We start from the raw sequence: 12,094 nt of genomic DNA, 5'->3' as shown, positions 1-12,094 counted from the left end.
GGTGGGGCACCATGCCGTGCCCGAGCGTGGGGGTATCTCCCAAAAAAAACCGCCTCTCAGCCAGGCTGGGGCGGTTTTTGGGGGGTGACGGTCAAGAATCAGTTGGCGCCATCGGGTACGAAGACATAGCCCACGCCCCAGACGGTCTGGATATAGCGCGGTGCGGCGGGGTCGACCTCGACCAGCTTGCGCAGACGCGATACCTGTACGTCCAGGCTGCGGTCAAAGGGCTCGAACTCACGGCCACGCGCCAGCAACGCGAGCTTTTCACGCGACAGCGGCTGGCGCGGGTGGCGCACCAGGGTCTTGAGCATCGCGAACTCGCCGGTGGTCAGCGGCAGCTCTTCGCCGTCCTTGGTCAGCACGCGGGTGCTCATGTCGAACGTGAAGGGGCCAAAGTTCACCACTTCGTTTTCGCCCGAGGGGGCGCCAGGCGCTTCCTGCGGTGGGCGGCGGCGCAGCACCGCATGGATACGGGCCAGCAATTCACGCGGGTTGAAGGGCTTGCCGATGTAGTCATCGGCGCCGACTTCCAGACCCACGATGCGGTCGACATCCTCACCCTTGGCGGTCAGCATGATGATCGGGGTGCGGTCATTGCTGGCGCGCAGGCGGCGGCAGATGGACAGGCCGTCTTCTCCAGGCATCATCAAATCGAGCACGATCAGATCCACCGTCTCGCGCAGCAAGATGCGTTGCAGGCCTTTGCCATCTTCGGCAATCATGACTTCAAAGCCTTCGTGCGACAGGTAGCGGCGCAGCAGATCGCGGATACGTGCGTCGTCATCAACGACCAAGATTTTGTCGACGCGATTGGTGGCAGTAACCATGGGCGGAGTCCTCCGGTTGATATGTAATATTTACATTTTGACCGGTTTTTGTGAAAAGTGCGCAATCCAGCACGTTTTTTTGACCCAAAGTTACAAAATTTGCGTTACATATGCAGTCTGGGAGATGCATTCTTACGCAATAAATCGACTTTTTCCTGCATTTTTTAAGGAATTTGCTGATTTTAAAGAACCGGGTACGACAGATTTCAAAAATGTTTCATAACTATGCGTTTGGTGCATGGATGGCGCTAGACCAGAAAAAAGGCGCCTTCGCGCCTGGGTGAGGGGGCTCGCGCCCCGACCGGATCCTGCTTTATTGCGCGACCCAGCCTCCATCCATGTTCCAGGCCACGCCGCGCACATTGTTGGCAGCGGGCGAGCAGAAGAACACAGCCAGCTCCCCGAGTTCTTCAGGTGTGGTGAACTGCATCGACGGTTCTTTTTCTCCGAGCAGCAGCTTTTTGGCCTCTTCATTGCTGACACCCATCTGGGCAGCCTTGGCATCGACCTGCTTTTGCACCAGCGGCGTGAGTACCCAGCCCGGGCAGATGGCGTTGCAGGTGATGCCGCTGGCGGCATTCTCCAAAGCGGTGACCTTGGTGAGCCCGACAATGCCATGCTTGGCGGCCACATAGGCCGATTTGCCGGCCGAGCCCACGAGGCCATGAACCGAGGCGATATTGATGATGCGGCCCCAGCCCGACTTCTGCATCGTGGGCAGCGCCAACCGGCTCGTGTGGAAGGCGCTGGTGAGGTTGATGGCGATGATGGCATCCCAGCGCTCGACCGGGAAATCCTGCACATTCGCCACATGCTGGATGCCGGCGTTGTTGACGAGGATATCCACCTGGCCGAAGGCCTCGGTGGCGTAGGCGAACATGGCCTCGATGTCGGCGGCCTTGCTCATGTCAGCGCCGTGGTAGCCGACCCGCGCGCCCGAGCCGCTGCTGGCGATGACGTCTTGTACTTCCTGGATGGGGCCTTCTGAATCCCCAAAGCCATTCAAGATGATGTTGGCACCCTGGCGCGCCAACGCCTTGGCAATCCCCAGTCCGATACCGCTCGTCGATCCGGTGACGAGCGCTGTTTTTGCTTTCAACATCCAATATCTCCAGTTACTCGGTTAGTATTCATGCAAACGCTTGCATCCATCCTAAGGCAAACCCCAGCCACGGTTTGCCTGGTAGCGCTGCGTTCATCCATATAAGAGGGACCATGTACCAAGATCCACGCTTGCAGTATGTCACCTGTGCGGTGGCGGGGAATACGGACACGGGTCGCCAGAGTGCCACGCACCGCATGGCCTATTGGGAGTGGAACGACACCGGGGATCTGAACCACCCGCATGTGATCATCTGCGCCCATGGCCTGACCCGGCAGGGGCGTGATTTTGATGTGCTGGCGCGGCAACTGGCGCTGCAGGCGCGGGTGATCTGCCCGGATGTCGTGGGCCGGGGCTACAGCGATTGGCTGGAGGACCCTGCCGGCTACCAGGTGCCCTTGTATGTGGCCGACATGCTGGCGATGCTGCAGCAGGTGCACCGCGCGGCACCCATTGGCAAGCTCGATTGGGTCGGCACCAGCATGGGGGGCCTCATCGGCATCGGCCTGGCGGGCGAGCCGAGCATCCGGCTGCTGATGCCTGCACCCATCCGCCGCCTGGTACTGAATGATGTCGGGCCGACCATCGAGCCCTCGGCACTGGCGCGCATTGGCAGCTATGTGGGCCAGCATATGCTGTATGCCTCCGAGCAGGAAGCCGTGGCGGCCATGGGCCAGCTGTCCAAAGGTTTTGGCCCGCACAGCGATGAGGAGTGGCTGGCGTTGTCGCGCCCGATGCTTCGGCCCGAAGGCGCAGGCGCGGTACGGCTGCATTACGACCCGGCCATTGCACAGCCCATGCAGGCGATGACGCCGGAGATGGCTGCCGCCGGCGAGCAGCTGCTGTGGCGTTTGTACGAGCAGATCGATGCCGTCACCCTGGTGCTGCGTGGCGCAGATTCCGACTTGCTTTCTGCCCAAACGGCCCAATCTATGGCGCAACGTGGCCCCCGGGCACGGGTGGTGGAGTTTGCCGGTGTCGGCCATGCTCCCACCTTGGTATCTTTTGATCAAACGGCTGCAGTGCTGGCTTTTTTATGCGGTGCGTAGCGCACGTCCCTGTCAGGGCGTGATGGTGGTGACAACATGAAAAGTCTTACAGCAGTCGCTCAGCCCGCGCCCGGCGCGGAACATCTCCCCCCAGAACCCGTCTCGCCATTGGTGGCGGCCACTGCCAACGCCCTGCCGATGCAAGACAACGTTCTGGCGCGGGCCCGGGCCTTCTCTGTTCCGCTGATTGCAGAAGAGACGCTGGACACGGGCGAGAACGCGCTGCAGCACGCCGATGCCGTGGCTGCCATCCTCAAACATATTGGCGGCTCCGAAGCCATGCAGGCCGCTGCCTACCTGGTGCACACCAGCGAGCAGCTCAACAAGCCGCGCGAAGTCATCGGCAAGGCTTTTGGTGAAAGCTATGCGGTGCTGGCCGTAGAAACCGTGGCGCTGATGAAGGTGCAGGCCCAGGCGCGCCAGGCCGATGCCGGCCATCTGGTCGATGATCCGGCCACGCAGACCGAGAACATCCGCAAGATGCTGCTGGCATTCTCGCGCGACTTGCGTGTGGTAATGCTGCGCCTGACATCCCGCCTGCAGACCTTGCGCTGGTATGCGGCCACCAAGGGGCCAGTGTCGCCTGCAGTGGCGCGCGAGAGCCTGCAGGTCTTTGCGCCGCTGGCCAACCGCCTGGGTATCTGGCAGATCAAGTGGGAGCTGGAGGACCTGGCTTTCCGCTTTCTGGAGCCTGACACCTACAAGAAGATCGCCAAGCTGCTGGACGAGACGCGGGTGGAGCGCGAGCTCTATATGGTGGGCCTACGCGAGCGGCTCGAATCCGACCTGCGCGCGCACAGCATCAGCGCTACCGTGGCCGGCCGCCCCAAGCATATCTACAGCATCATCAAGAAGATGCGCGGCAAGTCGCTGGGCTTTGACCAGCTTTTCGATATCCGCGCGCTGCGCGTCGTCGTGCCCACGGTCAAGGACTGCTATGCGGCGCTGTCCTTTGTGCACGAGGCCTTCAGCCCGGTGGAGTCGGAGTTTGACGACTACATTGCCAAGCCCAAACCCAATGGCTACCAATCGCTGCACACGGTAGTGCGGGACGAGCATGGCAAGGCCATCGAGATTCAGATCCGCACCCAGGCCATGCACGACCATGCGGAAAACGGTGTGGCCGCCCATTGGGCCTATAAAGAAGCGGGCACCAAGGGTTATGCCGGTGTATCTGCTACCAGTGACTATGACGCCAAGATTGCGGTGCTGCGCCAGCTGCTGGCCTGGCGCAAGGACATGGTCGGGCAGACCCAGGACAGTGGCCTGTTTGACGACCATATCTATGTGCTGACGCCCAACGCTGCAGTGATCGAGCTGCCCCAGGGCGCCACCCCGGTGGACTTTGCCTATTCGGTCCACACCGATCTGGGCCACCGCTGCCGGGGTGCCAAGGTCGATGGCCAGATGGTGCCGCTCAACACGCCACTGCAAAACGGGCAGACGGTGGAGATCGTTTCCGTCAAGGAAGGGCGGCCATCGCGCGACTGGCTCAATGCCGAGCTGGGCTACCTGGTCAGCTCCCGCGCCAAGGCCAAGGTGCGTGCCTGGTTCAATGCCCAGGTGATGCACGAGACAGTGAGCCGTGGCCGTGAGCTGGTCGAGAAGCTGCTGCAGCGCGAAGGCAAGACGGCTCTCAAGCACGACGACCTGGCAGACCAGCTGGGCTTCAAGACGGCAGAGGCGCTGTTCGAGGTGGTGGGCAAGGATGAGCTGTCGCTGCGCACTATTGAGAACATTCTGCGTCCCCCCGAGCCGGTGCAGGCCGATGATGACCTGGTGCTGAGCCGCCCGCGCAAGGCGACGGAAGGCTCGGGCAAGGGTGGGGTGCTGGTCGTGGGCGTCGATTCGCTGATGACCCAGCTGGCCAAGTGCTGCAAGCCTGCGCCGCCCGATCGCATCGGCGGCTTCGTCACGCGCGGCAAAGGGGTCAGCGTGCACCGCCACGATTGCAGCAACTTCCGCGAGATGTGCGCGCGCAACCCCGAGCGCAGTATCGATGTGGAATGGGGACAGCCCACCAGCGGCCAACGCTCGGCCGAAGCGGTCTACCCGGTGGATGTGGCGGTGGAGGCCCACGACCGCCAGGGCCTGCTGCGTGATATCTCCGAGTTGTTCGCGCGGGACAAGACCAATGTGATCGGTGTGCAGACCCAGTCCGTCAAGGGCACGGCCTGGATGACGTTCACCGTGGAGGTCTCGGATTCGGGCAAGCTGGCCAAGGTGCTGGCCTCTGTGGCGACGGTATCGGGCGTCCGTTCGGTGCGCCGGAAATAGGGTCGAAAAGCACTATTTTCAAAAAAAGCCGCAACTTTCCATTTGGGCCGTTTTTTCTGGCTATAATTTGAGTCTTCAACGACAGGCGCGTAGCTCAGCTGGTTAGAGCACCACCTTGACATGGTGGGGGTCGTTGGTTCGAGTCCAATCGCGCCTACCAAATTGTCCCTCTGAAGAGAACCAGACTTCAGGACAACAGGGATTTGGTAAGAAACCTCTCCAAGGTTTCTATTTTGAACAAACCGCCTTCTGGGCGGTTTTTTCATTTCTGCGCTGCTTTTCAAGCTTTGGCTTATCCTGCGCCCGATCTGAGCCGTCAATCCCATTGGGGCGGCCGGTGAAAGCATCTTTGTTGCGTTCTTGTGTCCCATCTGCCTGGCGATGCAGGTCAGGTTCACGCCGGCGCGCAGGGCGTTGGTCGCGTAGGTGTGCCGCGTCTGCTACCCATGCAATGCGTCCTTGCGTTATGTGCAGTATTTGCAGAAGGCCTTGTGATTAGATCGGGTTGCCATCGCAGTGCGCGGCACAGCTGCGGCTAGGCTATCGCAGGGCTGAAAGCTTCATGCGCCAGGCGTGCATGCATCTTATGCATGCTTGGCCAGTGGTGCTGGCTCTGCGCTTCTTGGAATGCCGAGCAATGCCGGATTTTTGCGCTGAGCGTGCTCTCGGCGCTGGCTTGGATGAAGGGACGTCGGCCCACATCCAGCGGGACGGGCTGAGAGAGTAGGCTTCGTTGATTCCATCCAGAGTGACTCATGCGTTAGAGCCTGCACATTGAGAAATGTGCACCCGGTCGGTACTGGCCCGGTTCAAGAATGCGCATTCTGAAGCCCTGATTTTCACCCGTGACGCGATCAGGGATACGGCCCAGGCGTTGCCCAAGTCCTTCGCCTTCCACGCCTGGTATGAGTATGTGCGCATGGGCACCACGCCCGTCCTGCATATGTCGCATGATCCAGAAATCCTGGCGTTGCGGGTGAAACTGTTGCACCGGCAGTTTTGGGGTTGATGTAGTTAAAACTTGCTTTGAGAAAGTTCAATTCTCAAGAAGGTCTTCTTGAAGTATCGGCAGCTCTATCGTTGTATGCTGGAAAGAATGAAGTGCACGTCCATCTGGAAGCGCTGCGGGTGATAGAAATCCAAAATAAAAATTTTCATTCGGTATGAGGAAGAAGATATTATGCGTTTTATTTCTAAAATTTATTATCTGTCATAATGCTTTGAACTAGAGCGCCAGGCCCAAAGCTGGCGGTCTTAACGCGAGGGTAATCTCGGTTGTGGTGATACCATTCGGATTAATAAATGCAGAAATGTGAATTCTAAAAGACTACTTCTTGCAAGGAAAGTTCACTGTAAGGGCTATATAAACGAGAAGCGCCGCCTGCGCATCTCTCTTTTCGGGGTTTCCTTCCAAATACTTCTGCACCGCTGTGCTAATTTGTCCATTTTTTATGTTCTTGGGATAGCATACGGCCTCAGATTGGATCAGCATGTCACTCGCACCCATGATATATCCCATTCCAACCCCGTCGTGCAATGCGTTGCCAGGTGTAAGACCATTGCGCTTGGTACTTGTGAGGTCGTTAAGAAGGTCGTTGCCGGAGTATGCGTTTGCGTTGGCGGCAGCTACGAGGCAGAGCGCGGAAATCAGATGGCGAATCAATTCAATCTCCTAAGCAAATGAGCGGGATCTTACAGTGCCGAGCGTGGCAGGGAACAACGCACGACCATCGATCTCCGGATCGCGGGGATGCTGTAGATAAACTGAGCACCACATTGCGGCATCGCTGCTATGCTCAAGGAATCGACTTCAGAAATTGGCTTCTATGCGTTACGTCCTGATTCCCGCTTTGCTTTTTTCACTGTCTGCTTGTACCACCATCCAAGTACAGAAGGCGCCAAGTGTTGAGCCAACCATCGGCACAGATCCGAGTATCGGAAGTACCTCCACTGCCACTGTTGGCTCTGCCGTGCTGTCGCAATACAAAGTCTGGAAGAAATCCGGCATGCAGCTTGCCGAACCGTATTCTGGAAGGATTGGGGGCGCTCCCGTAGACGTCTCCCAGACTGACTATTTGGTCAAGGCAGTAGCAGACTCGAAAGAGGCCTACTGCACAGAGCGTATGACAATGCGCAATCTGCTCGGTGTGGCCATCAAACCCACATGCTTTTCTGGTCTCACGGCGGATGGCCATGTGACGGAGGTCATGGTACCGGCGGACTCCGTATGGTGGCACAAAGACTTGCCTCGCCCCATTGCGATTAGAGCGGTAGAAGAGTCCATTCTTCGGCCTGAGGCCTTTCGCAATGAGTTGGTATTTTTGGGTTCTGCGGGCAAGACACTGAGGCTGCTGTACCGCGAGTACGCCGGTGACTTTGTACGCCCGGCGTTTTCTCAGGATGTGGCCTACGACGTCGAGGCACTCCCCATGGAGATCCAATTCCGGACGGCACGTATCCAAGTGCTTGAGTTGCCGGGAAGCTCCATCAAGTACAGGGTTCTTTCATCCTTTTAACGGCCATCGAAAAAACCTGCGTAGGCACTTGGCTGGCGATGTTTTCGCTGGCCTGCATCAGCGCCGAGCCCGCATCAAATACCGCGCCAGCGCCTCAAACGCCGGCAATGAGGTTGGGTCATTTGCCGCATTCCCAGCCACCGGGTGCGATCCATAGCGGGCAATGACCATTTCCGCTTTCGGATCGATATAGAGCGCCTGGCCATGCACGCCGCGTGCGGCAAAGGCACCGTGGTCGTTGTGCGTGATCCACCACATATTGCGGTAGCTCCAGCCGGGCAAGAGGGTGTAGCCGGCTTTGGCGAAATCGGCTGGCTTGCCGCCTTGGCGGATATCTGCGATGGCTGCAGCGGGAATGATCTGCTGTCCGTTGAAAAAGCCGTTGTTGCGGACCATTTCGCCAAAGCGCGCAAGGTCTCGCAGGCCTGTGTTCAGGCCCCCGCCGGCAAACGGGGTGCCGGTTGCGTCTACCGACATATACGCATCCTGCTCGGCGCCCAGGCGGCTCCAGATCCGGCTGGACAAGAGCTGCGCGACGGACTGGCCGCTGACCCGCGCGATGATCCAACCGAGCGCATCGGTATTGGCGGTGCGGTAGCCAAAGGCCTCGCCGTGCTGGCCTTGTGGTTGTACGGTCTGCAGAAACTCGTAGTAGCTGCGGGGGCCGTTGAAGTCTTTGGGTTTGGGCAAGGGATTGCCTGCGGCCGCATGGGCCCAGACCTCTGCGTTGGGATCGGCGTAGTCTTCGCTGAACCGGATGCCGGTGGTCATGTCCATCACCTGGCGCACGGTGGCGCTGCCAAAGGCTGATTTGGAGAGTTCCGGCACATAGTCCGCCACCTTGCGCTCAGGGTCGAGCTTTCCTTCCGCGACCAGCATCGCTGCCAAGGTACCGATAAAGGACTTGGTGACCGACATCGCTGCATGCTGGCCATCGGGCTGGAGTGCGCCGGCATAGCGTTCGTAAACGATGCGGCCTTGGTGCAGCACGACAATGCCGTCGGTGTAGTTGGCGGCCAGCGCGTCACGCCAACGCATGGTTTCTCCGGTATCCAGGCGCTTGAATTCCAAGCCGTCGATATCGTCACGCAAAGCCCTCAGCAATGGGGCGGGAGGCCGCAGGCCGCGTGAAACATTCACCGTCGGCATCAACTCGCGAAAGTGCGCCACACTCCAGCGCATCGCGGGAAATTGGAAATAGGAGCCGTCTTCAAACCGCAGAATGCGGTTCGCAGGCGGCGGCGATCCGACCATCCAGCCCAGTTTGACGGGATCGCTGTCTGCGGCATCGGGGTATGCAGATGCGCGCACCGCTTGCGCTGCAGCCATATGGCAGACCAGCAAAAGCGATGCTGCGCCCAGGCCCGGTGCGCGTTTCAACCACTGCGTTACTGCCATCTGTAGCTCCATTCATGCATGCTCTTCGCAGTATCTTATAGAGCCCAAAAGCATGCTGCCTTCATCTGCCGCAAACAGTGTGGATGGGTGACGGGAATCATCGCGTTTTGCACGGTCTTCGCATCGAGGCGCTCGCTGTACGGGAGCGCACCAAGGTGGGCGGGGGGACCGGCGCGTACCGGTTTGTCTTGCGTGGCGGTTGAGCCTGTATTCAGGCGGTTGAAGCCAGTCCTAATCCTGCAGGCGCTGCAATATGCATTTTCTTCGAGGGGCGTTGGCCATCTTTGAGGTCAGCCAGATAGCACTGGCCGGGGAAGAACACCGCTTCGACCTCTCGCAGCGACTGCAGGCCAAAACCGGCCAGTTTGAGCAGCCGCTCGGGGTAGGCCGCAATGACTGCTTCCACGGTCGTGATGTTGTGGCGGGCCAGGGCGTTGAATGCGCGGTTGGAGAGCTTTCCTGCAAGCGGGGTGGCGTGCGCAAATGGCGCATCGTTCAGCGGAGACATCAGATAGAGACAGGGTTATGTTGCGAGCCTTGATGCTAGCACCCGAGTCCTAATACAAGCTTACAACCCAGGGGCGCAGTGCGAGATGCGGCGCCTGCCCCCTGCGCGCATGAAAAAGCCCTCTGCAGAGGGCTGTTGGACAGAGAAATGGATGCATCTGCCAGCACCCATGGAGGGCCATGCTTGCTTGCACACTTGGAGGCACTCAGGAGGGGGTGCTGGGGCTCGCGCTACTGCCCAGGGTCACGATGGTCTTGGGCTTCTGGCCGCGGTAGCTGAGTTCATTGCCTTTGTATTCTGGCCTTTCTATCCAGGTAATACGGGAGTCGGGAACACCATCGGGATAGGAAATTCGGTCCCTTTCATAACGGGCTTGAATCTCTTCCTGGCTCAGTGCCTGAGCCGGAAGGGGTTTGGATGCATATGTCATGGCTTTCAACTCCTTGAATATCGCTGGAATGCCGGTTCTATGCGAGGCCGCTCCTCGTCGCCACCGCCAGTATGCGCTGCGGCGCATGTACTGGGTATCGAATTCCCATAGAAAAAGCTTTGGTCTGACGTGACTTAGGCACAAATCGTCCGTTCTGCGATGGCTGTGGGAGAGCCCTTACGGCCATGCAGCTTGCACGACTGCAATACCGGACTGGTGATGGTGTGACACTGGTTGCACGCCAATCTTTTAACCCTCAAACCATCAAGGAGTGACTGATGAACGAAGACACGATCAAGGGCAACTGGAAGCAGTTCAAAGGCAAGGTGCAGGAGCAATGGGGCAAATTGACCAATGATGATCTGGATGTTGTCGATGGCCAGCGTGAACAGTTGGTGGGGCGCATCCAGGAGCGCGAAGGCATTGCCAAGGATGCAGCCGAGCAGCAGGTGAAGGACTGGGAAACCAAGAACAACTACCGCTGGTAATCAAGGCGGCCTCTCCGGTTCACACCGGGGAGGTTTTTAATGTGTTGGCGAGCGGCCCTGAATGCATGGCCGCTTTGCTGCGTGATGCACCAAGGCTTGTGCGATGAATTCTTCTGACTCTGCTTTCCAGACCATTGTCAATACCGTGGCTGGTGAACTGTCCGACCTCACGGATCTGGCCCAGGCCACACGCATTATTTTCAAGTTGTTGCTGGCCGCATTGCTGGGCGGCATGCTGGGCTATGAACGAGAAGCCAGCGGCAAGGCCGCAGGTTTGCGCACCCATATGCTGGTGGCGATGGGTTCTGCCACTTTCCTTGCGGTGGCGCAGCTGATGGGCATGACGCCTATGGATTCGAGCCGCGTGATCCAGGGGCTGGTGGCCGGTGTCGGCTTTCTGGGCGCCGGTGCAATTCTGAAGCCGGCCAAGGAGAGCACCGAGGATGTGAAAGGCTTGACGACCGCTGCGGGGATCTGGTTCACTGCGGCGATCGGCATGGCTGTGGGCGCAGGGGAGGAGGCAGCTGCCATTCTCTGCGCCTTGTTTGCGCTGTTCGTGTTGATGGTGCTACCCAAGAATGTGGTGCCGCGCAAGGATGGCTCTCCGGCGGAGCAGCGCCAGCCCGAGTGAGGGCGGGCCGCGTCCTGCTTCCGGCGCGGCATTGTCAGAATCCACCTAGACCCTCGCATTGGCCGGGCCTACGCCGCTGCCACGGCATGCGCGGTACAAAAGGGTTTTGTTCAAAGGAGCCCCAATGCGCAGTACCCCTCGGGCGGCGGCCACCGCCAAAACCTCGTCATTTCCGCTGGCCATGGTGTTGACAGCCGCCGTCTCGGCGCTGTGGTATGCCGGCCAGCGGGTACGGGTGCCTCAGAACGTGCGCCCCGTGCAGGACTTTGATGCGGAGCAGTACATGGGCCACTGGTATGAGCTGGCCCGAATCGACTATGTGTTTGAGAGGGGTCTGACCTCCTGCACCGCCGACTATGTGTTGCAAAGCGACGGCACGGTACAGGTGACCAATCGCGGATTCGATCCGGCGAACGGGCGGTGGAAATCCGCAACAGCGGTCGCCAAGCTGCTGGCAGGGCCGGAAGTTGGCTCGTTGAAAGTTTCTTTCTTTCGTCCTTTTTATGCGGGCTACCATGTGGTCTACGTCGATCACGATGCAGGCCATGCGGTGGTGGTGGGCGACGGGGCGAAATACGCATGGATTCTCTCGCGTACGCCCAGCATCGATGACGCCGCCTATACGCGTTTGGTAGCGATTGCCGTGAGCAACGGCGTCGATGCGAGCCGCCTGGTGCGCGTGCCGCATGGCGCCGCGCTGGAAATGGTGGAAAGCTCCAAGGCGGCTTGAAAGCGGGACAAAGGCTGCGTGCGCGGCATGGGTATTAAATGATATTCATTCTCAACTGATTTATCATCAGCCCATCGAGAGATGCAGCTACAGCGCAGCTCTCGGCATCTGTTTCATCGTGGGGCGACCCGGGAC

At 59.3% G+C, this 12,094-nt stretch carries 13 protein-coding genes and 1 tRNA gene; 8 read left to right on the top strand and 6 right to left on the bottom strand.

Annotated elements, in window-relative coordinates:
• Positions 1-98 precede the first annotated feature (98 nt).
• Positions 99-830 carry an osmolarity response regulator transcription factor OmpR gene (gene ompR / locus MJ205_RS12750; protein ID WP_021027409.1) on the bottom strand — a complete coding sequence of 244 codons (732 nt, stop codon included), beginning with the start codon at positions 828-830 and terminating at the stop codon, positions 99-101.
• Positions 831-1,143: 313 nt separating this feature from the next.
• The gene (locus tag MJ205_RS12745) at positions 1,144-1,932 is read right to left on the bottom strand and encodes a 3-hydroxybutyrate dehydrogenase (protein ID WP_239808810.1); all 789 of its coding nucleotides are present in this window, start codon (positions 1,930-1,932) and stop codon (positions 1,144-1,146) included.
• Positions 1,933-2,045: 113 nt separating this feature from the next.
• Between MJ205_RS12745 and MJ205_RS12740 the strand changes: the two genes are divergently transcribed.
• The 4 genes from MJ205_RS12740 (at position 2,046) to MJ205_RS12725 (ending at position 6,267) form a co-directional block, all read left to right on the top strand.
• Positions 2,046-2,981, top strand: coding sequence for an alpha/beta fold hydrolase (locus MJ205_RS12740; RefSeq protein ID WP_239808809.1), 936 nt, complete (start codon positions 2,046-2,048; stop codon positions 2,979-2,981).
• 36 nt (positions 2,982-3,017) lie between these two features.
• Positions 3,018-5,258 (top strand): RelA/SpoT family protein, encoded by a 2,241-nt coding sequence (locus MJ205_RS12735; RefSeq protein WP_394680727.1) that lies wholly within the window; start codon positions 3,018-3,020, stop codon positions 5,256-5,258.
• 83 nt (positions 5,259-5,341) lie between these two features.
• A tRNA-Val gene (locus MJ205_RS12730) sits at positions 5,342-5,418 on the top strand.
• 621 nt (positions 5,419-6,039) lie between these two features.
• Positions 6,040-6,267 carry a hypothetical protein gene (locus MJ205_RS12725; protein ID WP_239808807.1) on the top strand — a complete coding sequence of 76 codons (228 nt, stop codon included), beginning with the start codon at positions 6,040-6,042 and terminating at the stop codon, positions 6,265-6,267.
• 318 nt (positions 6,268-6,585) lie between these two features.
• Here MJ205_RS12725 and MJ205_RS12720 read toward each other — a convergent pair whose 3' ends face one another.
• Entirely contained in the window at positions 6,586-6,921 is a 336-nt protein-coding gene (locus tag MJ205_RS12720; RefSeq protein ID WP_239808806.1) for a Rap1a/Tai family immunity protein, read from the bottom strand.
• A 163-nt stretch (positions 6,922-7,084) separates the two neighbouring features.
• On the opposite strand from MJ205_RS12720, the gene MJ205_RS12715 reads away from it, so the two are divergent.
• Entirely contained in the window at positions 7,085-7,774 is a 690-nt protein-coding gene (locus MJ205_RS12715; protein ID WP_239808805.1) for a hypothetical protein, read from the top strand.
• A 57-nt stretch (positions 7,775-7,831) separates the two neighbouring features.
• Here MJ205_RS12715 and MJ205_RS12710 read toward each other — a convergent pair whose 3' ends face one another.
• The 3 genes from MJ205_RS12710 to MJ205_RS12700 form a co-directional block, all read right to left on the bottom strand.
• Positions 7,832-9,103: a serine hydrolase domain-containing protein gene (locus tag MJ205_RS12710; RefSeq protein ID WP_239812738.1), complete on the bottom strand. Its 1,272-nt coding sequence runs from the start codon at positions 9,101-9,103 to the stop codon at positions 7,832-7,834.
• 280 nt (positions 9,104-9,383) lie between these two features.
• Positions 9,384-9,680, bottom strand: a complete 297-nt coding sequence (locus MJ205_RS12705; protein WP_239808804.1) for a DNA-directed RNA polymerase subunit alpha C-terminal domain-containing protein — start codon at positions 9,678-9,680, stop codon at positions 9,384-9,386.
• A 205-nt stretch (positions 9,681-9,885) separates the two neighbouring features.
• A complete protein-coding gene (locus tag MJ205_RS12700; RefSeq protein WP_239808803.1) occupies positions 9,886-10,110 on the bottom strand; it encodes a hypothetical protein in 225 nt (74 codons plus the stop codon).
• Positions 10,111-10,388: 278 nt separating this feature from the next.
• Here MJ205_RS12700 and MJ205_RS12695 point away from each other — a divergent pair, with 278 nt between their 5' ends.
• From MJ205_RS12695 to MJ205_RS12685, 3 genes are all read left to right on the top strand, one after another.
• Complete coding sequence (locus MJ205_RS12695) at positions 10,389-10,598, top strand: CsbD family protein (RefSeq protein WP_133859091.1); 210 nt, start codon at positions 10,389-10,391, stop codon at positions 10,596-10,598.
• 103 nt (positions 10,599-10,701) lie between these two features.
• Positions 10,702-11,229, top strand: coding sequence for an MgtC/SapB family protein (locus tag MJ205_RS12690; protein WP_239808802.1), 528 nt, complete (start codon positions 10,702-10,704; stop codon positions 11,227-11,229).
• Between the two features lie 124 nt (positions 11,230-11,353).
• Positions 11,354-11,959 carry a lipocalin family protein gene (locus tag MJ205_RS12685; protein WP_239808801.1) on the top strand — a complete coding sequence of 202 codons (606 nt, stop codon included), beginning with the start codon at positions 11,354-11,356 and terminating at the stop codon, positions 11,957-11,959.
• The last annotated feature ends 135 nt before the right edge of the window (positions 11,960-12,094 follow it).

The organism is Comamonas sp. B21-038, from assembly GCF_022387135.1.
Lineage (GTDB): Bacteria > Pseudomonadota > Gammaproteobacteria > Burkholderiales > Burkholderiaceae_C > Comamonas > Comamonas sediminis.
This window is presented reverse-complemented; position numbering and strand designations above follow the sequence as displayed.

What these genes read in the sequence shown, in the direction of transcription:
- MJ205_RS12705 (WP_239808804.1), bottom strand. Translation starts at nt 9,680, where the DNA reads ATGTCTCCGCTGAACGATGCGCCATTTGCGCACGCCACCCCGCTTGCA.
- MJ205_RS12700 (WP_239808803.1), bottom strand. Translation starts at nt 10,110, where the DNA reads ATGACATATGCATCCAAACCCCTTCCGGCTCAGGCACTGAGCCAGGAA.
- MJ205_RS12710 (WP_239812738.1), bottom strand. Translation starts at nt 9,103, where the DNA reads ATGGCTGCAGCGCAAGCGGTGCGCGCATCTGCATACCCCGATGCCGCA.
- MJ205_RS12715 (WP_239808805.1), top strand. Translation starts at nt 7,085, where the DNA reads ATGCGTTACGTCCTGATTCCCGCTTTGCTTTTTTCACTGTCTGCTTGT.
- MJ205_RS12685 (WP_239808801.1), top strand. Translation starts at nt 11,354, where the DNA reads ATGCGCAGTACCCCTCGGGCGGCGGCCACCGCCAAAACCTCGTCATTT.
- MJ205_RS12745 (WP_239808810.1), bottom strand. Translation starts at nt 1,932, where the DNA reads ATGTTGAAAGCAAAAACAGCGCTCGTCACCGGATCGACGAGCGGTATC.
- MJ205_RS12690 (WP_239808802.1), top strand. Translation starts at nt 10,702, where the DNA reads ATGAATTCTTCTGACTCTGCTTTCCAGACCATTGTCAATACCGTGGCT.
- ompR (WP_021027409.1), bottom strand. Translation starts at nt 830, where the DNA reads ATGGTTACTGCCACCAATCGCGTCGACAAAATCTTGGTCGTTGATGAC.
- MJ205_RS12725 (WP_239808807.1), top strand. Translation starts at nt 6,040, where the DNA reads ATGTGCACCCGGTCGGTACTGGCCCGGTTCAAGAATGCGCATTCTGAA.
- MJ205_RS12740 (WP_239808809.1), top strand. Translation starts at nt 2,046, where the DNA reads ATGTACCAAGATCCACGCTTGCAGTATGTCACCTGTGCGGTGGCGGGG.
- MJ205_RS12695 (WP_133859091.1), top strand. Translation starts at nt 10,389, where the DNA reads ATGAACGAAGACACGATCAAGGGCAACTGGAAGCAGTTCAAAGGCAAG.
- MJ205_RS12735 (WP_394680727.1), top strand. Translation starts at nt 3,018, where the DNA reads ATGAAAAGTCTTACAGCAGTCGCTCAGCCCGCGCCCGGCGCGGAACAT.